Source organism: Sphingomonas sp. Xoc002, assembly GCF_050408055.1.
GTDB lineage: Bacteria > Pseudomonadota > Alphaproteobacteria > Sphingomonadales > Sphingomonadaceae > Sphingomonas > Sphingomonas yabuuchiae.
The window spans coordinates 499,317-521,995 of record NZ_CP191175.1 but is presented as its reverse complement, the minus strand read 5'-3'; the positions used below and the strand labels follow the sequence as shown (position 1 = coordinate 521,995).

Here is a 22,679-nt window from a genome sequence, read left to right as displayed (position 1 = left end):
TTTCCCCGCCGATGGACCCCTCGGAGGATAGCCCCGCGCAGGCCGCCGCCTGGATCGACGCCTATCGCGCGGCCGCCCCCGGCGCGGACGTGCTGGCGGGTTCCCACGACCCGGCCTGGCCCGCCATGCTGGAGGAACTGGCCGCCGTCGCCAGCAACCTGGCCCATGCGCGCGAGCGGGTGCAGCGCCACGCCGCCGATATCGGCACCGGCTTTCGCATCATCGGCGAAACTGACGAGCGGCCCTGGCCCGTCTCGCCCGTCCCCTTGCTGATCGACACACGAGAATGGGCGGGGATCGAGGCGGGGGTGATCCAGCGGGCCGCGCTGCTGGAGACGATCCTCGCCGATCTCTACGGCCCCGGTCGGCTGGTGGCGGAAGGCCTCATCCCCGCAGCGCTGGCGACCGGCAGCCCCTATTTCCTGCGCCCGATGGTCGGGGTGCGCCCGTCCGGCGGCCATCATCTGAGCTTCGTCGCCTTCGACCTGGCGCGCGGGCCGGACGGCGAGTGGCGCGTGCTGGCCGATCATCTGCGCAACCCGGCGGGGGCGGGCTATGCGCTGGAGAACCGGCTGGCGGTCAGCCGGACGCTGGGCGGCCTGCAGAACCGGCTGAACGTGCAGCGGCACGCGCCCTTCTTCGCCGCCTTCCGCGCCGGTCTCGCCGCCCAATGCCGCCGCACCGATCCACGCATCGGCCTGCTGACGCCGGGCCGGTTCAACCCGAGCTACCCGGAACAGGCGCATCTCGCCCGCTATCTCGGCCTGTTGCTGGTCGAGGGCGCGGACCTCGCCGCGATCGAGGGGCAGGTCTATGTCCGCACCGTCGCGGGGCTGAAGCGGATCGACGCGCTGTGGCGGCGGCTCGATCCCCGGCTGCTCGACCCGCTGGCGTTCGACAGCCATTCGCAGATCGGCGTGCCCGGCCTGATCGACGCCTATGTCGAGGGGCAGGTGGTGATCGCCAACGCCCCCGGCGCGGGGGTGCTGGAAAGCCCCGCCGTCTCCGCCTTCCTGCCCGCGCTGGCACAGGCTCTGGCGGGTGTGCCGCTGATGCTGCCCAATATCGCGACCTGGTGGTGCGGTGGGCCGCGCCAGGCCGCGCATGTCGCCGAGCATCTTGATACGCTGCTGATCGCCCCCGCCTTCGGCCCCCGCCCGCTGGGCCTGCCCGATGGAGCTCGCACGGGCGCGAGCCTGTCGGCCGAGGAGCGCGCCACGCTGCTCACCGACATGGCGAAACGGCCGCAGGATTATGTCGGGCAGGAGATGGTGCGCCTGTCGACCATGCCCGTGGTCATCGGCGACCGGCTGGAGCCGCGCCCCTTCACCTTGCGCGTCTTTGCCGCACGCGACGGCGAGGGGCGGTGGACCGTCATGCCCGGCGGCTTCGGCCGAATCGGCGACCATCCCGAGGCGACCGCGGCGATGATCGGCGAAGGGCTGTGGTCCGCCGATGTCTGCATCCATGGGCCGGAGCCGGTGACGCCGATATCGCTGCTCGCCGACCCCGATTCGCTGCATGTCCGGCGCAATCCGGGGACGTTGCCCAGCCGGGTGGCGGACAATTTCTACTGGCTGGGCCGCTATCTGGAGCGGGGCGAAGCGCTGCTCGCCGCGATCCGCGTGATGCTGGGCAATTCGATCGACGTCGATGGCGGCGCCGCGCTCGACCCGCGTACGGTCGGGCGGCTGGTCGGCCTCATCACCGGCGGCGGCGCGGCCCCGCATCCCGACAGCCTGCACCGCGCCGCGCTCACCCAGTTCGCGCGCACCGCGATGGAGGATGAGGGCTTTCATTCGGTCGCCCGCATCAACCGGCTGGCGCGCGGGATCAGCGAAGGATCGCGCGACCGCCTGTCCGCCGACATGGTGCGACTGCTGGAAGCCCCCTTCCCCAGCCATGCCGGGATGCTCGACCGGGCAGGATCGCTGCAACGCCGCTATGCCGCGATCGCCGGACTGTCGGCCGAGCATATGGTGCGCACGACCGCCTGGCGCTTCCACGATCTCGGTCGCCGCGTCGAGCGGGCCGTGGCGGTGGCGCGCGCGACTCGACTGTTCGGCATGGCGGGCGCGTCGGCGGACGACCTGTCCACCCTGCTCGACCTCGCCAACAGCCAGATCAGCTATCGCCAGCGTTATCCGACCGGCCTGGCGCGCGTCGCGGTGGTCGATCTGGTCGCGCTCGATCCCAACAACCCGCGCGCGCTCGCCTATCAGACCGCGCGCATCGCCGACTGCCTGTCGCGCCTGCCCGTCCTGTCCGACGATGACATGGCCGAACCGCAACAGGCCCAGGCCATCGCCATCCGCGCCGCGTTGGAAACGGCGGACGCCCGCACGCTCGACGCCGATACGCTGGGCGATGTCGAGCGGCGGCTGGGCCTGCTGTCGGAAGCGATCGCGCGCCGCTATTTCCTGCAAGGCGCGGAGCCGTTGCGCGCCGGGGGACTTACCCTGGCATGAGAGACGGGGCATGATCTACGACATCCGCCACATCACCCGCTTCGATTACGGCGCGCAGGTCAAATATGCGCGCTGCAATCTGCGGCTGAAGCCGATCGACTGGCCCGGCCAGACGCTGGAGTCTTACGACCTGATCGTCGAGCCGGTCGGCCGCACCCGCGCCGCCCATGCCGAGGCGGGGCTGGCGCATGTCACCCGGCTGGTCGTCGACCGGCCGGTGCGCAGCCTGACCATCGAGAGCCGCGCGCGCATGGTCGTCGATCGTCCGGTGCCGATGCCGTCCCCGAATGATCCGACACTGGCCGAAGTCTCCGCGCTCGCCCGAAGCAGCCGCGACCTGTCGGCGGCGAGCCCGGCCAATTACATCTTCCCCTCGCCGCTGATCCCGCTCGACCCCGCCATTGCCGAATGGTGCGCGCCGGACCTGTCGCCGGAACGCGGCGCGCTGGAAGCCGGATTCGCGCTCGCCAACCGCATCCAGCGCGAATTCGCCTTCGACCCCGCCGCCACTTTGGTCGACACGCCCCCGGCCGAGGCGTTCCGCCAGCGGCGCGGCGTCTGCCAGGACTTTGCGCAGATCATGATCACGGGCTTACGCGCAGCGGGCATCCCGGCGGCCTATGCCTCGGGCTATATCCGCACGCTGCCGCCGCCCGGCCAGGCGCGGCTGGTCGGCGCGGACGCGACCCATGCCTGGGTGCTGATTTGGGGCGGGCCGGAGCATGGCTGGGTCGGGGTCGATCCGACCAACGGCACCTGGATGGCGGGCGACCACATCATCGTCGCGGTCGGCCGCGACTATGCCGAAATCGCGCCGGTCGATGGCGTCGTCCTAGGCTCGGGAGCGCAGAAGATGGACGTCAGTGTCGACGTCGCGCCGTTGGAGGAAATGGTGGCGGCCTAGGCCAGCCCTCCCCGCCTCGATCCTCCCTCCGTTCGCACCGAGCGAAGCCGAGGTGCATGGTCTGCACCCTGCCGCGAGCCTTTTCCCGGGGCCTTCGGCTTCGCCCAGGCTGAACGGACGGAAGATCAGCCCTCTTCCGTCACCGCATTGGGATTGTCCTTGTCCGGGTCCGGATGCCCGCCCTTGCCGTGATAGGCCGCGCCGCTCTGGCCGCCATGGAAATCGCCTTCGCGCTCGGGCACGCCTTCGTAACCGCCGCCCTGGCTCTCGCCGCCATGTTTGCCCGGCGCATCCGAAACGCCGTCCGGCGCGCCCTTTTTTCCGTCCTTGCCAACGGCCTGCATCGGTTCGGTCATGATCCGTCTCCTTCCGACGGCTCAACGCATGGGGAACGGATTGCGCTCCGGCACGGACTCCCCCACATGAGAAGGTAATACACTGCCAACGGGGAACAGAGTGGCCGATCCATATCAGACGCTGGGCGTGAGCCGCATGGCCAGCGAAGCCGATATCAAGAAAGCCTATCGCAAGCTGGCGAAGGAACTGCATCCCGACCGCAACAAGGACAATCCGAAAGCGGCCGAGAAGTTCAGCCAGGTCACCAACGCCTATGATCTGCTGAACGACAAGGACAAGCGCGCCCGGTTCGACCGGGGCGAGATCGACGGCGACGGCAACCCCACCTCGCCCTTCGGCTATAGCGGCGGCCCCGGCGGTTTCGGCGGCGGTCCGCGCCCGGGTGCGGGCGGCGCTGGTGGAGCCGGGGGCGGCTTTCGCCAGCAATTCGATTTCGGCGGCGAGGGCGCCGACATGTCGGATATCTTCGAGGGGATGTTCAGCGGTGCCGGGCGCGGCGGTTTTTCGGGCGGCTTTGGCGGGTTCGGCGGACGGGGCCGTTCGGCCGCCAAGGGCGCGAACAGCGCCTATGCCCTGCGCGTTCCCTTTGTCGACGCCGCCACGCTCAGCCCGCAGCGGATCACGCTGGCCGATGGCAAGACCATCGACCTGAAACTGCCCGCCGGGGTCGAGAGCGGCACCCAGATGCGTCTTGGCGGCAAGGGCGAGCAAGGCCCCGGCGGTCCCGGCGACGCGATCATCACGATCGAGGTCGTGCCCCACGCCTTCTTCACCCGCGACGGCGACGATGTCCGGCTGGACCTGCCCATCTCGTTGGCCGAGGCGGTGCTGGGCGGCCAGGTGAAGGCGCCGACGGTCGAGCGTCCGGTGATGCTGACCGTGCCCAAGGGCACCAGTTCGGGCAAGACGCTGCGCCTGAAGGGCAAGGGCTTTCACAAGAAGGATGGCGGGCGCGGCGACCAGCTGATCACGCTGATGATCGACATCCCCGCCGATGATGCCGCGCTGCAACAGTTTGCGGCGGAATGGACCGACGGCAGGAACCCGAGGGCCGCCATGGGCGTCTGATCGTTCCATGAGCGATGTGAACGGCCTGACTCCAGAAGAACGCGCGCACCATCCCGGCAGGGCTCGCCAGCGGCTGGACCGGCAGATCGCCAAGGTCCGGCCCGGCTCCTATGCTTTTGAAATCCTGAAGCGAACGAGCCTGGGCGTGTTCAACGACGGGTTCATCCACGCCGGGAACCTCGCCTATCTGGCGTTGATGACGCTGTTCCCCTTCTTCATCACCACCGCCGCGCTGCTGTCGCTGTTCGGGCAGAGCAACGAGACGCAGCATGCGGTGGAGAGCTTCCTCCACGTCCTGCCCCCCGATGTCAGCGAGCTGTTGCGCAAGCCCATCTCCGACGTGCTGGCGGCACGGACCGGATCGCTGTTGTGGCTGGGCGGGCTGGTCGGCCTATGGACGGTCGGCGGGTTCATCGAGACGATCCGCGACATCTTCCACCGCGCCTATGGCGTAAAGGCGACGGCAGCCTTCTGGAAATCGCGGCTGTCCTCCACGCTGGTGATGATCGCCTCGGTCGTCGTCGCGCTGTTGTCGTTCCTGGCGGCCGGTATCCTGACGGCGGCGGAGCAGTTCATCTATCGCCTCGTCCCCTTTTCGCAGGACGTGGCCGGCTGGGTCGGGCTGTCGCGGCTCATCCCCGGCGCGGTCATGTTCGGGGCGCTCTACCTGCTCTTCTACTCGGTCACGCCCGGCAAATATCGCGAGAGCGATTGCCCGAAATGGCCGGGGGCTTTGTTCACCGCCGCCTGGTGGGTCAGCATGACCGCGCTGCTGCCTTGGGTGCTGTCCAAGCTGGGTGGCTATGACCTGACCTATGGCAGCCTGGCGGGCGTCGTCGTGATGCTGCTGTTCTTCTATCTGATCGGCCTGGGGCTGGTTTTCGGCGCGCATTTGAACGCGGCACTGGCGGAACCCCCCGAACCGGCGCTAGAGAGGGGGATTGATGGAAGTGAACCGGCAGGAGCGGTAACGGCGTGAACGGATTGATGGCAGGCAAGCGGGGGCTCATCATGGGCCTGGCCAATGACAAATCGCTGGCCTGGGGCATCGCCAAGCAGCTTTCGGAGGCGGGCGCGGAGCTCGCCTTTTCGTATCAGGGCGCGGCGATGGAAAAGCGGGTCCGCCCGTTGGCCGAACAGCTGGGCGTGGCGCGCCTGTTCGATTGCGACGTGTCCGAGATGGAGTCGCTCGACAAGCTGTTCGCCGATCTGAAGGCCGAGTGGCCGACGATCGACTTCGTGGTTCATGCCATCGGCTTTTCGGACAAGTCGCAGTTGCGTGGAAAATATTACGACACCACGCTCGACAATTTCCTGATGACCATGAACATCTCGGCCTATTCGCTGGTCGCCGTCGCCCAGCGCGCGCGGACGATGATGCCCGAGGGCGGCTCGATCCTGACGCTGACCTATTATGGCGCGGAAAAGGTCATCCCGCATTACAACGTCATGGGCGTGGCCAAGGCGGCGCTGGAGACCAGCGTGAAGTATCTCGCGGTCGACCTCGGCCCGGAGAATATCCGCATCAATGCCATCTCGGCGGGTCCGATCCAGACGCTGGCCGCGCGCGGCATCGGCGACTTCAACTATATCCTGAAGTGGAACGAGCTGAACGCGCCGCTGCGCCGCACCGTGACCATCGAGGATGTCGGCGGTGCGGGCCTGTACATGCTGTCCGACCTGTCCTCGGGCGTGACGGGCGAGATACACCATGTCGACGCCGGGTATAATGTCATCGGCATGAAGGCCGAAGACGCACCGGACATCGCGCTGGCGTAACCCCAATCCTCCCCAAGCTCCGCTTGGGGAGGGGGACCATGCGGAGCATGGTGGAGGGGCATGGGCGGTGGCGAGGACAGCCCGCCATCGCGAATGCCGACACCCCTCCGTCAGGCCTGCGGCCTGCCACCTCCCCTTACAGGGGAGGAATGGGCGGCCAACATTATCTATCGCGCCTTGCGCCCCGGCGACGCTAAAGACCAAGTCATGTCCGACCAGCCCACCGCCGCCATCACCATCCGCCCGGCCCAAGGGCAGGACGTCGCCGCGCTCGACGCGCTGCTCGTCGCCAGCTTCCCCGCCCCCGCCGAAGCCGCCTTGGTCCGCGACCTGTGCGTGGAGGGCGACATGGTGCTGATGCTGGTCGCGATCGACGAGGCCACGGACGGCCTGATCGGCGCGATCGCCTTCAGCCGGATGGCCGTCGAGATCGGCGGCAAGTCGATCAATTCGGTCGCACTCGCCCCCATCGCGGTCGCGCGAGACTGGCGGCAGCAGGGCGTCGGCGAGGCGCTGGTCGCCGCCGGGCTGGAACGGCTGGAGAAGGAAGGCGTCGTCCTGTGCTTCGCGCTGGGCGATCCCGCTTTCTACGGCCGCTTCGGTTTCGCCGCCGATGTCGCGAGCGGTTTCGACAGCCCCTATGCGGGCGACTATTTCCTGGCCGCCCCGCTGCAGGGCGGCCTGATCCCCTGCGGCGTGCGCGGGGCCGCCACACATGCGCCGGCCTTTGCCCGGCTGGGAGATGCTGCGTGAGCTTCAACAGTTTCGGCCGCCTGTTCCGCTTCACCACCTGGGGCGAGAGCCATGGCCCGGCGCTGGGCGCGGTGGTCGACGGGTGCCCGCCGGGGATCGCCCTGTCCGAAGAGGACATCCAGCCCTGGCTCGACAAGCGCCGCCCCGGCACCAGCCGCTTCACGACGCAACGCCGCGAGCCGGATCAGGTCCGCATCCTGTCCGGCGTGTTCGAGGGCAAAACCACCGGCACCCCGATCAGCCTGATGATCGAGAATGTCGACCAGCGGTCCAAGGATTACGGCAACGTCGCGCTCGCCTATCGCCCCGGCCATGCCGATTATGCCTATGACGCGAAGTACGGCTTTCGCGACTATCGCGGCGGCGGGCGTTCCTCGGCGCGCGAGACGGCGGCGCGGGTCGCGGCCGGCGCGGTCGCGCGTGCGGTGATCCCTCAGGTGAGGATTCGCGCCTGGGTCGAGTCGATCGGCGGCGACCGGATCGATTACGACGCGTTCGACGATGCGCAGATCGACGCCAACCCCTTTTTCTGCCCCGATGCGGCGGCCGCCGAACGCTGGGAAGCGATCGTCGACGGCGCGCGCAAGTCCGGCTCCTCGGTCGGCGCGGTCGTGGCGTGCGAGGCGACCGGCGTTCCAGCAGGCTGGGGCGCGCCGCTTTATGCCAAGCTGGACAGCGAACTCGCCTCCGCCTGCATGAGCATCAATGCGGTCAAGGGTTTCGAGATCGGCGACGGGTTCGCCGCCGCTGCGCTGACCGGTGAGCAGAATGCCGATCCGATGCGCGCCGGCAATGGTGGCCCGCGCTTCCTGGCCAATCATGCGGGCGGCATCGCGGGCGGCATCGCCACCGGCCAGCCCGTCACGATGCGCGTCGCGTTCAAGCCGACCAGTTCGATCCTGACCCCCGTCGACACCATCACCCGCACCGGCGAAGAGACGCAGATCGCCACCAAGGGCCGTCACGATCCCTGTGTCGGCATTCGCGGCGTTCCCGTGGTCGAGGCGATGGTCGCCCTGGTTTTAGCCGATCAGGCGTTGCTTCATCGCGGCCAATGTGGTTAACTAAAGGAACGGACGTTCTCCTGCCTCGTTAACCATTGCGAGAATAAAGCAGGAGAGAATCGATGCGTTACATGCATGTAATCGCCGCCGCCGCGCTTGTGATCCCCGCCGCGGGCTTCGCCCAGGTGTCGGGCGGCACGACCGGCGGGATGTCGGGACAGACCACCGCACCGGGCCAGTCGATGCCGGGTCAGACCATGCCGGGCCAGACCATGGGCCAGCCCGGTGACACGATGAGCACGACGCCCGGCACCACCACCCGCTCGACGACGCGCGGCAAGAGCCGCAGCCGGACGACCACGCCGGACAGCACGGTCAACACCCCCTCGACCCTGCCGGATGCGACCGGATCGTCGACCATGAGCGGCAGCGGCTCGGTAAACGGCGGCACACTGGGCGCCGATGCGACCACCAGCGGCCAGGTCGGCACCGGCACCAGCGGTGGGACCACCACGCCGCCGGGCAGCAGCGGCGGCATGTAATCCCTTTCAGGTTCGTCACTACGACAAGGGCCCGGTCGCGCAAGCGGCCGGGCCTTTTGCTGTGTTCCGGGGCAAGGGAAACCTGCCAAAAAAAAGGCCCCGACTTCCGCCGGGGCCTCCAGGATCAATCCGCGAAGGGATCGCGAACCAGGATCGTGTCCTCGCGCTCCGGGCTGGTCGACACGAGCGCCACGGGGCAGCGGATCAGCTCCTCGATCCGGCGGATGTACTTGATGGCCTGGGCGGGCAGATCGGCCCAGCTCCGCGCACCCGCCGTCGACTCCTGCCAGCCTTCCATCGTCTCATAGACGGGGACGACCTTGGCCTGATCCGCCGCATGGGTCGGATAATAGTCGAGCGTCTCGTCGCCCAGCTTGTAGCCGACGCAGATCTTCACCTCGTCGAACCCGTCGAGCACGTCGATCTTGGTCAGCGCGATGCCGGTGATCCCGCCGACCGCTGCCGACTGGCGCACCAGCACCGAGTCGAACCAGCCGCAGCGGCGCTTGCGGCCGGTGACGGTGCCGAACTCATGTCCACGCTCGCCCAGGCGCTGGCCCGTCTCGTCCTCCAGCTCGGTCGGGAACGGGCCCGAGCCGACGCGGGTGGTGTACGCCTTGGCGATGCCCAGCACGAAGCCGACGCCCGACGGCCCCAGGCCCGAACCACCCGCCGCCGCACCCGCGATGGTGTTGGACGAGGTGACGAAGGGATAGGTGCCATGGTCGATGTCGAGCAGCACGCCCTGCGCACCCTCGAACAGGATACGCTTGCCGCCGCTGCGCGCCTCGTTGAGATCGCGCCACACCGGCTTGGCAAAGGGCAGGACGAAGGCCGCGATCTCGCGCAGATCGGCCAGCAGCCGCTCGCGATCGACCGGCGGCTCGCCGAACCCGGCGCGCAGCGCGTCGTGATGCGCGCACAGGCGATCGAGCTGCGGACCGAGGTCGTCCAAATGCGCCAGGTCGCACACGCGGATCGCGCGACGGCCGACCTTGTCCTCGTATGCCGGGCCGATACCGCGCCGCGTCGTGCCGATCTTGCCCGCGCCGCTGGCGTCTTCGCGCAGACCGTCCAAGTCGCGGTGGATCGGCAGGATCAGCGGGCAGTTGTCGGCGACGCGCAGCGTCTCGGGCGAGGCATGGACGCCCTGCTCGGCCAGACGCTCGATCTCGGCCTTCAGCGCCCAGGGGTCGAGGACGACGCCGTTGCCGATGACGCTGGGGGTGCCGCGAACGATGCCCGAGGGAAGCAGCGACAGCTTGTAGACATTCTCGCCGACGACCAGCGTATGACCGGCATTATGCCCGCCCTGAAAGCGGACGACCATGTCGGCGCGCTCGGCCAGCCAGTCGACGATCTTGCCCTTGCCTTCGTCGCCCCATTGCGCGCCGATGACTGCTACATTTGCCATGGATGCTATGCTCCGCCTGCCGGACGGACCCCATGCGCCCTTCGACAGGACTCGGCGGATGGGGGTTTCCAATAATGTGCGGGGCGCGCCTAGCGGGACGCGGCCCCCTATGTCAACCGGCGATGGCGGTCGGCTGGCCGTTGTCGAGGATATGGGTGCAAAGCTGTGCTTCGGGCGTGTCGCCTTCCTCCAGCGCCTGCACCGTCACCCAGCCCTGCGCCCGGAGCAAGGCGCCCGTTTCAGGCGCGGTGCCGAAGGGCAGGAACAGCCGCCGCCGCTCGGTCGGCGGCGCGGTGGCGACGATGGCATCGGCATAGAGTGAGAAACCGGTGGCCTTCTCCTCCGCGCCGTCCTCATGGAAGATCGTATAGGTGCCGCCGCGCCCGACCTCACGCGGAGGGCCAGCGACGAACAGCGAGAAGCCCAGCCAGCTCTGAAACTCGAAACCATGGCGCTCGGTCGGGTCGAGCGTCATCGACACGCCCTCGCCCAGCGCCGCCGCAATCGCCTCCAGCGCATCGAGGCGGCTGGCAAGCACCCCCTGGGTGTCAAACGCGCGCAGCCGCTCCATCGCCGTCGCGAACGGCCCGGCGGCCTCGACCAGCGGCAGATAGTCGGGCGCAATCGCCGCGACCCCGCCCGCATCCTTGGCGTCCAGCCGATCGCGCAACGCTGCCACCTGATCGGCAGCGACCGGCAGCGGCCCGGCGGCCAGCAGGTCGACCAGATCGGGCAGCGTGAAGTCGATCGAAATGCCCGTCGTGCCTGCGGCGACCAGAGCCTCGACCGCCACGCGCACCACCTCGGTGGCGGCGGCGGTCGAGTCGAGGCCGATCAGCTCCGCCCCGATCTGCCGCCACTCACGCGCGGGCGCCAGTTCGGAGCCGCGCAGGCGGACGACCGTGCCCGCATAGGACAGACGCACCGGGCGCGGGTGATGGCCCATGCGGGTGGCGGCGATGCGCGCCACCTGCGCGGTCAGGTCGGGCCGGATCGCCAGCGTCCGCTGCGACACCGGATCGACGAAGCGCACCGCGTCATGCAAGCCACCCGCCTTCAGCCGCGAGCCCAGCGCCTCGGCAAACTCGATCGACGGCGGATCGGCGCGCTCATAGCCATGCAGCCGCGCCGCCTCCAGCACCCGCGCCTCGACCGAGGCGGCGGCATCGGCATAGGGGGGAAGACGGTCGTGATAGCCTTCGGGAAGGAGCGCGGTCATCGGATAAGCCTGTTCATCAGCGTGTGCGCCACGCCGTCGGGGTTGGTCATGACATCCGCGTTTTGGAAGCGGATCACCGCATAGCCTCGGCCTTGGAGCCAGGTGGTACGGTGGGCGTCGCGTGATTGGTCGTTATGCGTATCGCCGTCAACCTCTATGACCAGCTTGTGGGACCGCGCGGCGAAGTCGGCGATATAGGGGCCGATCGCGACCTGGCGGGAGAATTTGATGCCGTGGAAGCGACGGTCGCGCAGGATCAGCCAGAGGCGTTTTTCGGGCTCGGTCATCTCCCGACGCATGGCGCGGGCGCGATCGCGGAGTACCGGATCAGTCTGCATAAGATGGCAGCCCCCTGTTTCAAAAAGCATACCACTCCCTCTCCCCACTGGGGAGAGGGTCGGGGTGAGGGGCTGGGGCCAGGCGAAACGTGGCGGCCCAGCCCCCGCCCCTCACCCAACCCTCTCCCCAGCGGGGAGAGGGCTTTTAGTGTCAGCAGGTATGTTACTACTAAGTTCCAAACGGCGCATCGAGCGTGACCAGCTCCCGCTCGTCGCTGCGCCGCTGAACGCCCCCAGAAGAGCGAACCAGTATGCGTCCGAAATGCCAGCCAATAAAAGCGCGACGATGGAAATCAACAATCCTGTCCAAGCACCTGACACGATATAGACGCCGCCGCTGGCATAACCTCTGCGCCTTAGGAACCACGTCAGAGGAAGGCCGATCATGATAGCGGCGGCAAGGACAATCGCGCACGAAATCGTCAAAGGTAGCAAGGCAAACCATAAGGCCTGGGCGAAATCAGACACTCTGCCGCCATCGCTTTTATCGAATGCATAGGTCGACAACCCAATAGTGAACCACAGAAACGGCGCGGCCCCGACAAAGCCGCCGATCAATACGGCCTGCAAAAAGGACCTGACATCACGCATGGCACACCAGAAAAAAGGGCCGGACACCCCAAGGAGTATCCAGCCCGTCTTTCACGTCAATAAGGGCGAGATCAGAACACCAGCCCCATGGCGGTCTTCACGCCCGGCAGCGCCTTGACCTTGCCCAGCAGCTCCGCATCCACCGCCTCGTCGACCGAGAGCAGCAGCACTGCCTCGCCGCCCGCCGAGCGGCGACCGAGGTGGAAGGTGCCGATGTTGACGCCCGCCTCGCCCAACGTGGTGCCGAGACGGCCGATAAAGCCCGGCGCGTCCTCGTTGACGACGTACAACATCGGCCCGGCGAGATCGGCCTCGACCTTGATGCCGAACAGTTCGACCAGGCGCGGAGCCTGATCGCCGAACAGCGTGCCCGCGACCGAGCGCTCGCCGTCCGCCGTCGTCACCGTCACGCGGACCAGCGTGTGGTAATCGCCCTCGCGGTCATGACGCACTTCGCGCACGTCGAGCCCACGCTCCTTGGCGAGGAACGGCGCGTTGACCATGTTCACCGTGTCCGAATGGACGCGCATGAAGCCCGCCAGCACGGCGCCCGTGATCGGCTTGAGGTTGAGCGCGGCGGCGGCCCCCTCCGCCTCGATCGCGATGCCCGTGACCGCGCCATGCGACAGCTGGCCGACCAGCGAGCCCAGCTTTTCGGCCAGCGCCATGTACGGCTTCAACTTCGGCGCTTCCTCGGCGGTCAGGCTGGGCATGTTGAGCGCGTTGGTGACGCCGCCCGAGACCAGGAAATCGGCCAGCTGCTCGGCGACCTGGATCGCGACATTGACCTGCGCTTCGGTGGTCGACGCGCCCAGATGCGGGGTCGAGATGAAGTTGGGCGTGCCGAACAATGGGCTTTCCTTGGCCGGTTCGACCTTGAACACGTCGAGCGCCGCGCCGCCGATATGACCCGAATCGAGCCCTGCCTTCAGCGCGTCCTCGTCGATCAGGCCGCCGCGCGCGCAGTTGATGATGCGCACGCCCTTCTTGGTCTTGGCGAGGTTCTCGGCCGACAGGATGTTGCGGGTCTGGTCGGTCAGCGGCGTGTGCAGCGTGATGAAGTCGGCGCGGGCGAGCAGCTCGTCCAGCGTCACCTTCTCGACGCCCATCTCCAGCGCGCGCTCGGGCGTCAGGAACGGGTCGAAGGCGACGACCTTCATGCGAAGCCCCAGCGCGCGGTCGGCGACGATCGAGCCGATATTGCCCGCACCGATCAGGCCCAGCGTCTTGGACGTCAGCTCGACGCCCATGAAGCGGTTCTTCTCCCACTTGCCGGCCTGGGTCGAGGCATCGGCCTCGGGCAGCTGGCGGGCGAGTGCGAACATCAGAGCGATGGCGTGTTCGGCGGTGGTGATCGAGTTGCCGAACGGCGTGTTCATCACCACCACGCCCTTGGCGCTGGCGGCGGGGATGTCGACATTGTCGACACCGATCCCGGCGCGGCCGACGACCTTCAGGTTCGTCGCGTGCTCGAGGATTTCCTTGGTGACCTTGGTCGAGCTGCGGATCGCCAGACCGTCATATTCGCCGATGATCGCCTTCAGCTCTTCGGGCGTCTTGCCGGTGATTTCGTCGACCTCGACCCCGCGCTCGCGGAAGATCTGGGCGGCCTTGGGGTCCATTTTGTCGCTGATGAGAACTTTGGGCATGGGGAAAGCTCCGGGGAATTGGGGCGCGCGTAGGCGCAGAGAAGCAATGCTCCCTCTCCCCTGGGGAGAGGGTCGGGGTGAGGGGTTGGGGCTTGGCGACACACTGGCCGATTAGCCCAGCATCGCCCCTCACCCAACCCTCTCCCCGATGGGGAGAGGGCTTTGAAAGGTCAGGCCTTGGCGGTCGCGTAGGCCCAGTCGAGCCAGGGGCCGAGCGCCTCGATATCGGCGGTTTCGACCGTAGCGCCGCACCAGATGCGCAGGCCAGCGGGGGCGTCGCGGTAACCCGCCACGTCATAGGCCGCGCCTTCCGCTTCGAGCAGCGAGGCCATCTTCTTGATGACCGCCTCGTCCGCGCCCTCGACCGTCAGGCAGACGCTGGTGGTCGAGCGGATCGCCGGATCGGCGGCGAGATGGCCGAGCCAGTCGCGCTCCTCGACGATCTTGTTGAGGGCCGCCGCATTGGCGTCCGAGCGCTTGATGAGTGCCTCCGCGCCACCAAGGCCCTTGCCCCATTCGAGCGCGAAGATCGCGTCCTCGACGGCCAGCATCGACGGCGTGTTGATCGTCTCGCCCTTAAAGACGCCCTCGGCCAGCTTGCCCTTCGACACCAGGCGGAACACCTTGGGCAGCGGCCAGGCGGGGGTGTAGGTCTCCAGACGCTCGACCGCGCGGGGCCCGAGGATCAGGACGCCATGCGCACCCTCGCCGCCCAGCACCTTCTGCCACGAGAAGGTCGCGACATCGATCTTGTCCCAGGGCAGGTCATAGGCGAACACCGCGCTGGTCGCGTCGGCAAAGGACAGGCCTTCGCGGTCGTCGGCGATCCAGTCGCCGTTCGGCACGCGCACGCCGCTGGTGGTGCCGTTCCAGGTGAAGAGCACGTCGTTCGACCAGTCGACCGCATCCAGGTCCGCGATCTGGCCGTAATCGGCGCGCAGGACATTGGGGTCGAGCTTCAGCTGCTTGACCGCGTCGGTCACCCAGCCCTCGCCGAAGCTTTCCCAGGCGAGGGTGGTGACGGGGCGCGCGCCCAGCATGGTCCACATCGCCATTTCGAACGCGCCGGTGTCGGAGCCGGGGACGATGCCGATGCGGTGGGTGTCGGGGAGCTTGAGCAGCTCGCGCATCAGGTCGATGCAATATTGCAGCCGCTGCTTGCCGATCTTCGAGCGATGCGAACGGCCGAGGCTGTCCGTCGCGAGCTTGGCGGCTTCCCAACCGGGAGGCTTGGCGCAGGGACCGCTGGAGAAATAGGGACGCGCCGGTTTGGTGGCGGGCTTCGCAGGCGCAAGAGTGGCGTCAGCGGTATTCACATCAGTCATTTAAGACTCTCCTCACAGAGAGCACGCGCGGCGTTGGGACCGCGTGGCCCGTCGACGGCCCTAGCGATGTCGAACGAAGATGACAACCACAATCGTTGTGACGCAACATTGCATCTAGGGGCAACCACCCATGGGGGAATTTCGAATGCTTAGGGACCCGAGCCGTTTGACCCGGTGGACCGTCGCGCTGACCTGTCTTTGGCTGCTCGGCAGCCTGGGCCAGACGACATTATATTTGTGGCGGATCAGCGTTTTGAATAGCGCGGCCGTTACACCAGAAGCAGCGGAGCGGGTGATCGCGGAGCAAGGATCGACCCTCTATCAGTTTGCCCTGCTCACCTTGTTCTACCATCTCGTTTTCTTTCGCTGGGTCTATATCGTCAATCGTAACGCCCAACAGTGGAACTCTGCGATGACGATCAGCCCGGGCTGGAATGTCGGTTGGTTTTTCGTGCCGATCGCAGCCCTCTGGAAGCCATTCGAGGGGATTCGGGAAACGCGCGGCGCCACTATCGACCCAGAGGCTCCCGCATGGGTACCAGTTCCGATCTGGTTGAACCTGTGGTGGGGCTTGTGGGTCATGGCGGCGATCTACGGCACCATGACGGCCATGTGCCTCGGGGCGGCAGAAATTCCGGATCAACGGATTTCGATATTAGGGGCGAATGTAGTGCGCGTCGTCATCGATGCGCCGCTGGCGCTGCTGACGTGCCGGTTGCTGATCGATCTGGGCCGTCGACAGGCATCGCGCATCACCATGCCTGAGGTTGCGGTATCAGCCGAGGATAAGGCAGCCGCGCTCGTCTGAGTCGACAGAGGCTTTTCTCCCCTCGCCCCTCGCAGAGGGGAGAGGGTTGCGCAGACTTAGGCTTTGCGTGAGCGAAGTCTTAGTCGGAGCTGGGTGAGGGGTGGGCGCGCAGCGCGCGAGCCTTTGGCTCGCTCAACCCCTCACCCAAGCTGCGCTAGCCAGCCAAGCTGGCAAGCTTCGCTAACCCTCTCCCCTATCCAGGGGAGGGGAAGAATAGCGCATGTCGCAGACACGCCTCAGAATGGCTGATCGGGGCTGGCCAAGGCAGCGGCAAAGGGAGCAAGGGGCGGCATGGTTCGCGTCCCCCCGTTTCTCGTCGTTCCGATCCTGGGGACGGCGCTCCTCTCCGCCTGCGGGCGTCCCGATCGGCCCGTTCAGCAGGCCTCGCGCCCCGAACCCTATCGCCCGCCGATCCGCGAAACCGCGCAGTGCGAGGCCGATCTGCGGCGCGAGGGCGTCGATTATCGCCGCCTGCCCGACAAGGAACTGGGGCCCGGCTGCGGTCTCTACGGCGCGGTGCAGCTGACCGATATCGGCGTGCCCGTCACCGGCGTCACCGCGATGCGATGCGGCAATGCGCGCGCCTTTGCCGGATGGGTGCGCAACGCCGTCGCCCCCGCCGCCTGGCAGATCCTGGGCTCGCCGCTGGCCAAGGTCGAGGGGATGGGCACCTATGCCTGTCGCAACATCGTCGGGACCAAGCGGATCGGCGACCGGCGTTCGGGCCATGCGCTGGCCAATGCGGTCGATGTCGGCGGTTTCGTGCTGAAGGACGGGCGGCGGATCACCCTGCTGAACGACTGGTATTCGAGCGATCCGCAGGTGCGGCAGTTCTGGACGGTCATCCGCGCCTCGGCCTGCAAGCGCTTCGGCACGGTTTTAAGTCCGGATTACAACGCCGCGCATCGCAACCACCTGCATCTGGAGGATGATGCCGCACATTTTTGCCGGTAGCGCATGGACCGGCGATACCCTACATCACCCAAAATGACCGATAAAACCCAAGTACCGAACCGCGTCTTCCCCAATGCCAGCCAGGACGCCGAGAGCGCCAAGACGATCGTCTCGACGCCGCAGACCGAAAGCCCCGCCTATACGCTGGCCTTTCAGGACATGGACTTCCTGCTGCGCGAAGACCTTCGCCCCGTCCGTTTCCAGCTGGAACTGCTGAAGGCACAGCTGCTGCTCGAGGAGGCCAAGATCGCCTCGACCTTCGTCTTCTACGGCTCGGCGCGCATCCCCGAGCCCGCCAAGGCCGAGGCGCTGCTGACGCTGGCGCATGACGACAAGTCGCGCAAGATCGCCGAGAATCTCGTCGCCAAGAGCAAATACTACGACATCGCGCGCGAGCTGGCGCAGATCACCAGCCGCCTGCCCCGCGACGATCGCGGGATGCGCCAGTTCGTCGTCTGCTCGGGCGGCGGTCCTTCGATCATGGAAGCCGCCAATCGCGGTGCGGCTGACGTCGGCGCCGAGTCGGTCGGCCTGAACATCGTCCTGCCGCACGAGCAGGCGCCCAACCCCTATGTCACGCCGTCGCTGAGCCTTCAGTTCCACTATTTCGCGCTGCGCAAGATGCACTTCCTGCTGCACGCCCGCGCACTGGCGGCCTTCCCGGGCGGCTTCGGCACGTTCGACGAGCTGTTCGAGCTGCTGACCCTGATCCAGACGGGCAAGATCCAGCCGATCCCCGTCCTGCTGTTCGGCCGCGCCTTTTGGGAACGCGTCGTCAATTTCGAGGCGCTGGTCGAGGAAGGCGTGGTGTCCGAGCGCGATCTCGGCATCTTCACCTATGTCGAAACCGCCGAAGAGGCGTGGGACGTGGTCCGCAACTTCTACGAGGAACGCGCCCGCAAGGAAGCCGAACAGGCGTAACGCCGGTCGATTTGCAAAGCCCGTCTTCGCAAGAAGGCGGGCTTTTTCCTATTCCTCCCCTGCAAGGGGAGGGGGACCAGCGAAGCTGGTGGAGGGGTGTCCCGCTCTCGATAGGGGTGACACCCCTCCGTCAGGCCTTCGGCCTGCCACCTCCCCTTGCAGGGGAGGAATAATTGTCGCGTGAACCCTTCCCCGCCATCGCCCGCGACGCGGTGCACAGCTTGCGGCTAGCCCCATGCGGCACGGGGACAGCCACGCTTGCCCCCTTCGCCGCATCGCGAAAGGCGAGCAGGCGGAAGTCGTGACCGATGCCGCCCTTCTCGACCCAGACCAGCCACAGGTCGCGCACGCGGTAGGCGCGCAGGAAGCGCACGCGCGGCGGGGCGTTCGGCGGCACCACGTCCGAGGCATTGAACGGCGCCCCCGCCTCGGCGATCGGCTGTCCGACCGATGCGAGCAGCGCATCGTGCACCGGCGTCGGCAGGTCCGCCATGCGCTTGGTTTCGGGCCGGGCGCCGGGAATGGCGCAGGACGGCAAGGCGGGCATCGGGGAAACCTGTCCGGTATCGATCATCAGCATAGCCGCGCCACCCTTTTCGTTCGCCGGGCGTTCAGCCGCCCGGTGTCAGAGGCAATAACTATCACCGCCGCAAACCCGGTTGTCTACCACGGCCGACCCGTCGATAGAGGAAGCATGAAGCGTCTGATCGCCGCCTTCGCCGTTACGGTCCTGATCTGGGCGCAGCCGGCCGCCGCGCAGTCGATCCTGCGCGATGCGGAAACCGAATCGCTGTTCGCCGACATGTCCGCGCCGATGATCAAGGCTGCCGGGCTTTCTCCGCGCGACGTGAAGATCGTCCTGATCAACGACGACTCGATCAACGCCTTCGTCGCGGGCGGACAGATCGTCTATGTCCATTCGGGGCTGCTTCAGGCGGCGGACAATGTGAACGAGGTGCAGGGCGTCGTCGCGCATGAACTCGGCCATATCGCCGATGGTCATGTCATCCTGAGCGAACAGGCGATGAAGCCCGCGATGAAGATGCAGCTTCTGTCGATGGTGCTGGGCCTGGCGACCATTGCGATGGGCGGCGGTGCGGCGGGCATGGGCGTGCTCGCGGCGGGACAGCAGGCCGCGATGGGCCAGGTTCTCGCCTTCAGCCGCAACCAGGAATCGGCGGCGGACGCGGCGGGCGCGCGCTATCTGACCACGGCGGGCGTCACCGGCAAGGGGATGCTGAGCTTCTTCAAGAAACTGCAAAACCAGCAATATCGGTACGGCTATACCAATATCGATCCGTTCGCGCAGACCCATCCGCTGTCGGCGACGCGTATCCAGTCGCTGACTGCCGATCTTCAGGGATCGCCCGCCTGGAACACGCCGATCGATCCCAGGCTCCAGGAACGTTTCCTGCGGGTGAAGGCCAAGCTGTTCGGCTATGTCTCGCCGCCCGAGACGACGCTGAGCAAATATCCCGACACCGACCAGTCGATCTATGCGCATTATGCCCGCGCCTATGCCTATCACAAGGCCGCCTATCCCGACAAAGCCGAGGCGGAGGCCACGGCGCTGATCGCCAAGGATCCCAAGGACCCGTATTTCCAGGAAATCCAGGGCCAGATCCTGCTGGAATCGGGCAAGCCGCAGGAGGCGCTGGCGCCTTTACGTGCCGCGACCATGGGGTCGGGCCAGAATGCGCTGATCGCCACGACCTTCGGCCATGCGCTGATCGCCACCGAGGACAAGCGCAACCTGCCCGAGGCGGTGAAGGTCCTGAAGGTCGCGGTCCAGCGGGACGAGGACAATCCCTTTGCCTGGGTCCAGCTGGGCACCGCCTATGAACAGATGGGCGACGAACCCCGCGCCGCGCTCGCCACCGCCGAGCGGGCGAGCATGATGGGCGACACCCGCACCGCCATCCAGAGCGCACGCTATGCGATGGCCAATCTCACCCCCAATACGTCCGAATGGATTCGGGCGCAGGATATCGCCATGACCTCTGCCGACGCCGCCGCCAGTTCCAAGAAGAAGCGCCGCTGATGGGCATGAAGACCTTGGCCGCCGTCGCGGTCCTGGGCGGCCTGGTCGGTGGCGGCACCGCGCTGGCCCTGGCTCCGCTGGTCGCGCCGGGCGGCGCCTCGGGCGACAGCGTGCGTGCCTATCTGCTCGACCATCCCGAGGTGATCCCGGAGGCGATGCAGCGCCTGCAGGACCGCGAACAGGGCAAGGCGGTGGCGGCGATCGGCGGCGACCTGACCAAGCCGTTCGGCAATGCCTATACCGGCAATCCCAAGGGCGATGTCACGCTGGTCGAGTTCTACGACTATAATTGCGGCTATTGCCGGGCCAGCCTGCCGCTGTTGAAGCAGCTGACCCAGGCCGATCCCAAATTGCGCATCGTCTATCGCGAGCTGCCGATCCTGGCGCCGTCCAGCCGTGCGGCGGCGCGCGCCAGCCTGCTCGCCGCATCGCAGGGCAAGTTCGCGGCCTTCCACGACGCGCTCTATGCCGGGGGTCCGGTCAGCGACGCGACCATCGCCGCCGCCGCCGCCAAGGCGGGCGTCGACATGAGCAGGATGGCGGCCTTCCAGCCCCAGGCCGATGCCGAGATCGCCCGCAATCTGGAAGCGGCCGGGCGGCTGGGCCTGACCGGCACGCCGAGCTGGATCGTCGGCAACCGCATCCTGTCGGGCGCGTTGCCGCTCGAACAATTGCAAAAGGCCGTCGCCGAAGCGCGAAACCGTTGATAAGGCGGCGGTCTTCCAACGGGGGACTGCCGCATGACCGACCCGATCCTGTCCGTCGAGGGCGTGACCAAAACCTATAAGGGCGGGTTCACCGCTCTTCAGCCGGTCGATCTGAGCATCCGGCGCGGCGAGATTTTTGCGCTGCTGGGACCGAACGGCGCGGGCAAGACGACGCTGATCTCGATCGTCTGCGGCATCGTCACGCCCTCGGCCGGGACCATCCGGGTCGACGGGCATGATGCGCTGCGCGACTATAAGGGCGCACGTCGCAAGATCGGGCTGGTGCCGCAGGAATTGTCGGTCGACATGTTCGAGCGGGTCATCGACACCGTCAATTTCAGCCGGGGCCTGTTCGGCCGTGCGCCCAACCCCGCCTATGTCGAACAGGTGCTGCGCGACCTGTCGCTCTGGGACAAGCGCCATGCCAAGCTGATGGAATTGTCGGGCGGCATGAAGCGCCGCGTGCTGATCGCCAAGGCGCTGTCCCACGAACCCGACCTGCTCTTCCTCGACGAGCCGACCGCGGGCGTCGACGTCGAACTGCGCCGCGACATGTGGAAACTGGTCCATCGCCTGCGCGAGCGCGGCGTCACCATCATCCTGACCACCCATTATATCGAGGAGGCCGAGGAGATGGCCGACCGGGTAGGCGTGATCGCCAGGGGCAAGCTTCTCCTGGTCGAGGAAAAGGCCGAGATGATGAAGAAGCTCGGCAAGCGCGAGATGGTGCTGACGCTGGCCGAACCGATGGCGACGATCCCGGCGGCGCTGGCCGAATGGCAGCTGACCCTGGAGGACGAGGGCAAGCGCCTGCGCTACATCTTCGACGCGCGCGCCGAGCATACCGGCATCCCGTCGCTGCTGCGCAAGCTGGGCGACAGCGGCATCGGCTTCGTCGATCTTGAAACCTATAAATCCTCGCTGGAGGATATCTTCGTCGATCTGGTCGAGGGGACACGCGCATGAACCTGCATGGCATCTGGTCGATCTATCGCTTCGAAATGGCGCGGTTCCGGCGGACGGTGTGGACCAGCCTGATGGTGCCGGTCATCACCACGACGCTTTATTTCGTGGTGTTCGGTACCGCGATCGGCTCGGCGATGAACCAGGTTTCGGGCGTGCCCTACGGCGCGTTCATCGTGCCGGGCCTCATGCTGCTGTCGATCTTTTCGGAGAGCATCCTGAACGCGAGCCTGGGCATCTACATGCCCAAATTCACGGGGACGATGTACGAAATCCTCTCCGCCCCCTTGTCACCGATCGAGACGGTGCTGGGCTATGTCGGCGCGGCGGCGAGCAAGTCGATGGTGATCGGCCTCGTCATCCTCGCCACCGCCCATCTGTTCGTCGACCTGACGATCCTGCACCCGGTCGCGATGCTCTTCTATCTGCTGCTGGTCGCGGTGACCTTCTCGCTGTTCGGCTTCGCCATCGGCATCTGGGCGCGCGGGTTCGAGCAGTTGCAGGTCATCCCGCTGCTGATCGTCACCCCCCTCACCTTCCTGGGCGGCGCCTTCTATTCGGTGACGATCCTGCCCGAGCCGTGGCGGACGGTGACGCTGTTCAACCCGGTCGTGTATCTGATCAACGGCTTCCGCTGGACCTTCTTCGGCACCTCGGACGTGACGCCGGGAGTCAGCCTGGGCGTGACGGCGCTGTTCCTGCTGGCGTGCCTGGCGTGGATCGGCTGGATCTTCCGCACCGGCTGGCGACTGAAGAACTAACCTCATTCCTCCCCTGGAAGGGGAGGTGGCATCGCGTAGCGATGACGGAGGGGTGTCACCCTCTCGACAGCGGGACACCCCTCCACCAGCTTCGCTGGTCCCCCTCCCCTTAC

At 67.0% G+C, this 22,679-nt stretch carries 23 protein-coding genes; 15 read left to right on the top strand and 8 right to left on the bottom strand.

Annotated features, from left to right (window positions below; all coding sequences use genetic code 11):
* Positions 1 to 11: 11 nt before the first annotated feature.
* Together ACQR50_RS02535 and ACQR50_RS02530 are read left to right on the top strand one after the other, a co-directional pair.
* Positions 12 to 2,468 (top strand): circularly permuted type 2 ATP-grasp protein, encoded by a 2,457-nt coding sequence (locus ACQR50_RS02535; protein WP_428969691.1) that lies wholly within the window; start codon positions 12 to 14, stop codon positions 2,466 to 2,468.
* Between the two features lie 10 nt (positions 2,469 to 2,478).
* Positions 2,479 to 3,372, top strand: coding sequence for a transglutaminase family protein (locus ACQR50_RS02530; protein WP_428969690.1), 894 nt, complete (start codon positions 2,479 to 2,481; stop codon positions 3,370 to 3,372).
* A gap of 125 nt (positions 3,373 to 3,497) precedes the next feature.
* Here ACQR50_RS02530 and ACQR50_RS02525 read toward each other — a convergent pair whose 3' ends face one another.
* The gene (locus ACQR50_RS02525) at positions 3,498 to 3,728 is read right to left on the bottom strand and encodes a hypothetical protein (RefSeq protein ID WP_076714885.1); all 231 of its coding nucleotides are present in this window, start codon (positions 3,726 to 3,728) and stop codon (positions 3,498 to 3,500) included.
* A gap of 100 nt (positions 3,729 to 3,828) precedes the next feature.
* Here ACQR50_RS02525 and ACQR50_RS02520 point away from each other — a divergent pair, with 100 nt between their 5' ends.
* From ACQR50_RS02520 to ACQR50_RS02495, 6 genes are all read left to right on the top strand, one after another.
* Positions 3,829 to 4,797 (top strand): DnaJ C-terminal domain-containing protein, encoded by a 969-nt coding sequence (locus ACQR50_RS02520; RefSeq protein WP_184103555.1) that lies wholly within the window; start codon positions 3,829 to 3,831, stop codon positions 4,795 to 4,797.
* Positions 4,798 to 4,804: 7 nt separating this feature from the next.
* Entirely contained in the window at positions 4,805 to 5,776 is a 972-nt protein-coding gene (locus ACQR50_RS02515; protein WP_428969689.1) for a YihY/virulence factor BrkB family protein, read from the top strand.
* A gap of 8 nt (positions 5,777 to 5,784) precedes the next feature.
* The gene (gene fabI / locus ACQR50_RS02510) at positions 5,785 to 6,576 is read left to right on the top strand and encodes an enoyl-ACP reductase FabI (RefSeq protein ID WP_058744888.1); all 792 of its coding nucleotides are present in this window, start codon (positions 5,785 to 5,787) and stop codon (positions 6,574 to 6,576) included.
* Between the two features lie 207 nt (positions 6,577 to 6,783).
* Positions 6,784 to 7,329, top strand: coding sequence for a GNAT family N-acetyltransferase (locus ACQR50_RS02505; RefSeq protein ID WP_428969688.1), 546 nt, complete (start codon positions 6,784 to 6,786; stop codon positions 7,327 to 7,329).
* Positions 7,326 to 8,393 (top strand): chorismate synthase, encoded by a 1,068-nt coding sequence (gene aroC, locus ACQR50_RS02500; protein ID WP_428969687.1) that lies wholly within the window; start codon positions 7,326 to 7,328, stop codon positions 8,391 to 8,393. The genes ACQR50_RS02505 and aroC overlap by 4 nt, the downstream gene beginning before the upstream one ends.
* Positions 8,394 to 8,455: 62 nt before the next feature.
* Positions 8,456 to 8,875, top strand: a complete 420-nt coding sequence (locus ACQR50_RS02495) for a hypothetical protein (RefSeq protein WP_428969686.1) — start codon at positions 8,456 to 8,458, stop codon at positions 8,873 to 8,875.
* A 124-nt stretch (positions 8,876 to 8,999) separates the two neighbouring features.
* Here the strand turns inward: ACQR50_RS02495 and ACQR50_RS02490 are convergent, their stop codons facing one another.
* The 6 genes from ACQR50_RS02490 to ACQR50_RS02465 all read right to left on the bottom strand — a co-directional run bounded on the left by ACQR50_RS02490 (position 9,000) and on the right by ACQR50_RS02465 (position 15,411).
* Positions 9,000 to 10,289, bottom strand: a complete 1,290-nt coding sequence (locus ACQR50_RS02490) for an adenylosuccinate synthase (protein WP_322538509.1) — start codon at positions 10,287 to 10,289, stop codon at positions 9,000 to 9,002.
* 112 nt (positions 10,290 to 10,401) lie between these two features.
* A complete protein-coding gene (locus tag ACQR50_RS02485; protein ID WP_428969685.1) occupies positions 10,402 to 11,508 on the bottom strand; it encodes an ATP phosphoribosyltransferase regulatory subunit in 1,107 nt (368 codons plus the stop codon).
* Positions 11,505 to 11,846, bottom strand: coding sequence for an endonuclease domain-containing protein (locus tag ACQR50_RS02480; protein ID WP_082442026.1), 342 nt, complete (start codon positions 11,844 to 11,846; stop codon positions 11,505 to 11,507). Before ACQR50_RS02480 ends, ACQR50_RS02485 begins: the two co-directional genes overlap by 4 nt.
* 111 nt (positions 11,847 to 11,957) lie before the next feature.
* Positions 11,958 to 12,437 (bottom strand): hypothetical protein, encoded by a 480-nt coding sequence (locus tag ACQR50_RS02475; RefSeq protein ID WP_428969684.1) that lies wholly within the window; start codon positions 12,435 to 12,437, stop codon positions 11,958 to 11,960.
* Between the two features lie 71 nt (positions 12,438 to 12,508).
* Positions 12,509 to 14,086 carry a phosphoglycerate dehydrogenase gene (serA, locus tag ACQR50_RS02470; RefSeq protein WP_428969683.1) on the bottom strand — a complete coding sequence of 526 codons (1,578 nt, stop codon included), beginning with the start codon at positions 14,084 to 14,086 and terminating at the stop codon, positions 12,509 to 12,511.
* Positions 14,087 to 14,256: 170 nt separating this feature from the next.
* Positions 14,257 to 15,411: a phosphoserine transaminase gene (locus ACQR50_RS02465; RefSeq protein WP_428969682.1), complete on the bottom strand. Its 1,155-nt coding sequence runs from the start codon at positions 15,409 to 15,411 to the stop codon at positions 14,257 to 14,259.
* 166 nt (positions 15,412 to 15,577) lie between these two features.
* Between ACQR50_RS02465 and ACQR50_RS02460 the strand changes: the two genes are divergently transcribed.
* From ACQR50_RS02460 to ACQR50_RS02450, 3 genes are all read left to right on the top strand, one after another.
* On the top strand, positions 15,578 to 16,219 hold the full coding sequence (locus ACQR50_RS02460) for a DUF4328 domain-containing protein (RefSeq protein WP_428969681.1): 642 nt from the start codon (positions 15,578 to 15,580) through the stop codon (positions 16,217 to 16,219).
* A 291-nt stretch (positions 16,220 to 16,510) separates the two neighbouring features.
* Positions 16,511 to 17,173, top strand: coding sequence for an extensin family protein (locus tag ACQR50_RS02455; RefSeq protein ID WP_428969680.1), 663 nt, complete (start codon positions 16,511 to 16,513; stop codon positions 17,171 to 17,173).
* A 33-nt stretch (positions 17,174 to 17,206) separates the two neighbouring features.
* The gene (locus ACQR50_RS02450) at positions 17,207 to 18,094 is read left to right on the top strand and encodes a TIGR00730 family Rossman fold protein (protein ID WP_428969679.1); all 888 of its coding nucleotides are present in this window, start codon (positions 17,207 to 17,209) and stop codon (positions 18,092 to 18,094) included.
* Between the two features lie 130 nt (positions 18,095 to 18,224).
* Here ACQR50_RS02450 and ACQR50_RS02445 read toward each other — a convergent pair whose 3' ends face one another.
* Positions 18,225 to 18,674 (bottom strand): hypothetical protein, encoded by a 450-nt coding sequence (locus ACQR50_RS02445; protein WP_428969678.1) that lies wholly within the window; start codon positions 18,672 to 18,674, stop codon positions 18,225 to 18,227.
* A 114-nt stretch (positions 18,675 to 18,788) separates the two neighbouring features.
* Here ACQR50_RS02445 and ACQR50_RS02440 point away from each other — a divergent pair, with 114 nt between their 5' ends.
* From ACQR50_RS02440 to ACQR50_RS02425, 4 genes are read left to right on the top strand one after another with little or no spacing between them, the layout of a single operon-like run.
* Positions 18,789 to 20,135: a M48 family metalloprotease gene (locus ACQR50_RS02440; RefSeq protein WP_428969677.1), complete on the top strand. Its 1,347-nt coding sequence runs from the start codon at positions 18,789 to 18,791 to the stop codon at positions 20,133 to 20,135.
* The gene (locus ACQR50_RS02435) at positions 20,135 to 20,842 is read left to right on the top strand and encodes a DsbA family protein (protein ID WP_428969676.1); all 708 of its coding nucleotides are present in this window, start codon (positions 20,135 to 20,137) and stop codon (positions 20,840 to 20,842) included. The genes ACQR50_RS02440 and ACQR50_RS02435 overlap by 1 nt, the downstream gene beginning before the upstream one ends.
* 33 nt (positions 20,843 to 20,875) lie before the next feature.
* On the top strand, positions 20,876 to 21,808 hold the full coding sequence (locus ACQR50_RS02430) for an ABC transporter ATP-binding protein (RefSeq protein ID WP_428969675.1): 933 nt from the start codon (positions 20,876 to 20,878) through the stop codon (positions 21,806 to 21,808).
* Positions 21,805 to 22,566: an ABC transporter permease gene (locus tag ACQR50_RS02425; RefSeq protein WP_058745464.1), complete on the top strand. Its 762-nt coding sequence runs from the start codon at positions 21,805 to 21,807 to the stop codon at positions 22,564 to 22,566. Before ACQR50_RS02430 ends, ACQR50_RS02425 begins: the two co-directional genes overlap by 4 nt.
* Positions 22,567 to 22,679: the final 113 nt, after the last annotated feature.

What these genes read in the sequence shown, in the direction of transcription:
- ACQR50_RS02530 (WP_428969690.1), top strand. Translation starts at nt 2,479, where the DNA reads ATGATCTACGACATCCGCCACATCACCCGCTTCGATTACGGCGCGCAG.
- ACQR50_RS02525 (WP_076714885.1), bottom strand. Translation starts at nt 3,728, where the DNA reads ATGACCGAACCGATGCAGGCCGTTGGCAAGGACGGAAAAAAGGGCGCG.
- ACQR50_RS02425 (WP_058745464.1), top strand. Translation starts at nt 21,805, where the DNA reads ATGAACCTGCATGGCATCTGGTCGATCTATCGCTTCGAAATGGCGCGG.
- ACQR50_RS02490 (WP_322538509.1), bottom strand. Translation starts at nt 10,289, where the DNA reads ATGGCAAATGTAGCAGTCATCGGCGCGCAATGGGGCGACGAAGGCAAG.
- fabI (WP_058744888.1), top strand. Translation starts at nt 5,785, where the DNA reads ATGGCAGGCAAGCGGGGGCTCATCATGGGCCTGGCCAATGACAAATCG.
- ACQR50_RS02450 (WP_428969679.1), top strand. Translation starts at nt 17,207, where the DNA reads ATGACCGATAAAACCCAAGTACCGAACCGCGTCTTCCCCAATGCCAGC.
- ACQR50_RS02480 (WP_082442026.1), bottom strand. Translation starts at nt 11,846, where the DNA reads ATGCAGACTGATCCGGTACTCCGCGATCGCGCCCGCGCCATGCGTCGG.
- ACQR50_RS02445 (WP_428969678.1), bottom strand. Translation starts at nt 18,674, where the DNA reads ATGCTGATGATCGATACCGGACAGGTTTCCCCGATGCCCGCCTTGCCG.
- ACQR50_RS02485 (WP_428969685.1), bottom strand. Translation starts at nt 11,508, where the DNA reads ATGACCGCGCTCCTTCCCGAAGGCTATCACGACCGTCTTCCCCCCTAT.
- ACQR50_RS02535 (WP_428969691.1), top strand. Translation starts at nt 12, where the DNA reads ATGGACCCCTCGGAGGATAGCCCCGCGCAGGCCGCCGCCTGGATCGAC.
- ACQR50_RS02505 (WP_428969688.1), top strand. Translation starts at nt 6,784, where the DNA reads ATGTCCGACCAGCCCACCGCCGCCATCACCATCCGCCCGGCCCAAGGG.
- ACQR50_RS02440 (WP_428969677.1), top strand. Translation starts at nt 18,789, where the DNA reads ATGAAGCGTCTGATCGCCGCCTTCGCCGTTACGGTCCTGATCTGGGCG.
- ACQR50_RS02495 (WP_428969686.1), top strand. Translation starts at nt 8,456, where the DNA reads ATGCGTTACATGCATGTAATCGCCGCCGCCGCGCTTGTGATCCCCGCC.
- ACQR50_RS02435 (WP_428969676.1), top strand. Translation starts at nt 20,135, where the DNA reads ATGGGCATGAAGACCTTGGCCGCCGTCGCGGTCCTGGGCGGCCTGGTC.
- ACQR50_RS02465 (WP_428969682.1), bottom strand. Translation starts at nt 15,411, where the DNA reads ATGACTGATGTGAATACCGCTGACGCCACTCTTGCGCCTGCGAAGCCC.
- ACQR50_RS02430 (WP_428969675.1), top strand. Translation starts at nt 20,876, where the DNA reads ATGACCGACCCGATCCTGTCCGTCGAGGGCGTGACCAAAACCTATAAG.
- ACQR50_RS02515 (WP_428969689.1), top strand. Translation starts at nt 4,805, where the DNA reads ATGAGCGATGTGAACGGCCTGACTCCAGAAGAACGCGCGCACCATCCC.
- ACQR50_RS02475 (WP_428969684.1), bottom strand. Translation starts at nt 12,437, where the DNA reads ATGCGTGATGTCAGGTCCTTTTTGCAGGCCGTATTGATCGGCGGCTTT.
- ACQR50_RS02455 (WP_428969680.1), top strand. Translation starts at nt 16,511, where the DNA reads ATGGTTCGCGTCCCCCCGTTTCTCGTCGTTCCGATCCTGGGGACGGCG.
- serA (WP_428969683.1), bottom strand. Translation starts at nt 14,086, where the DNA reads ATGCCCAAAGTTCTCATCAGCGACAAAATGGACCCCAAGGCCGCCCAG.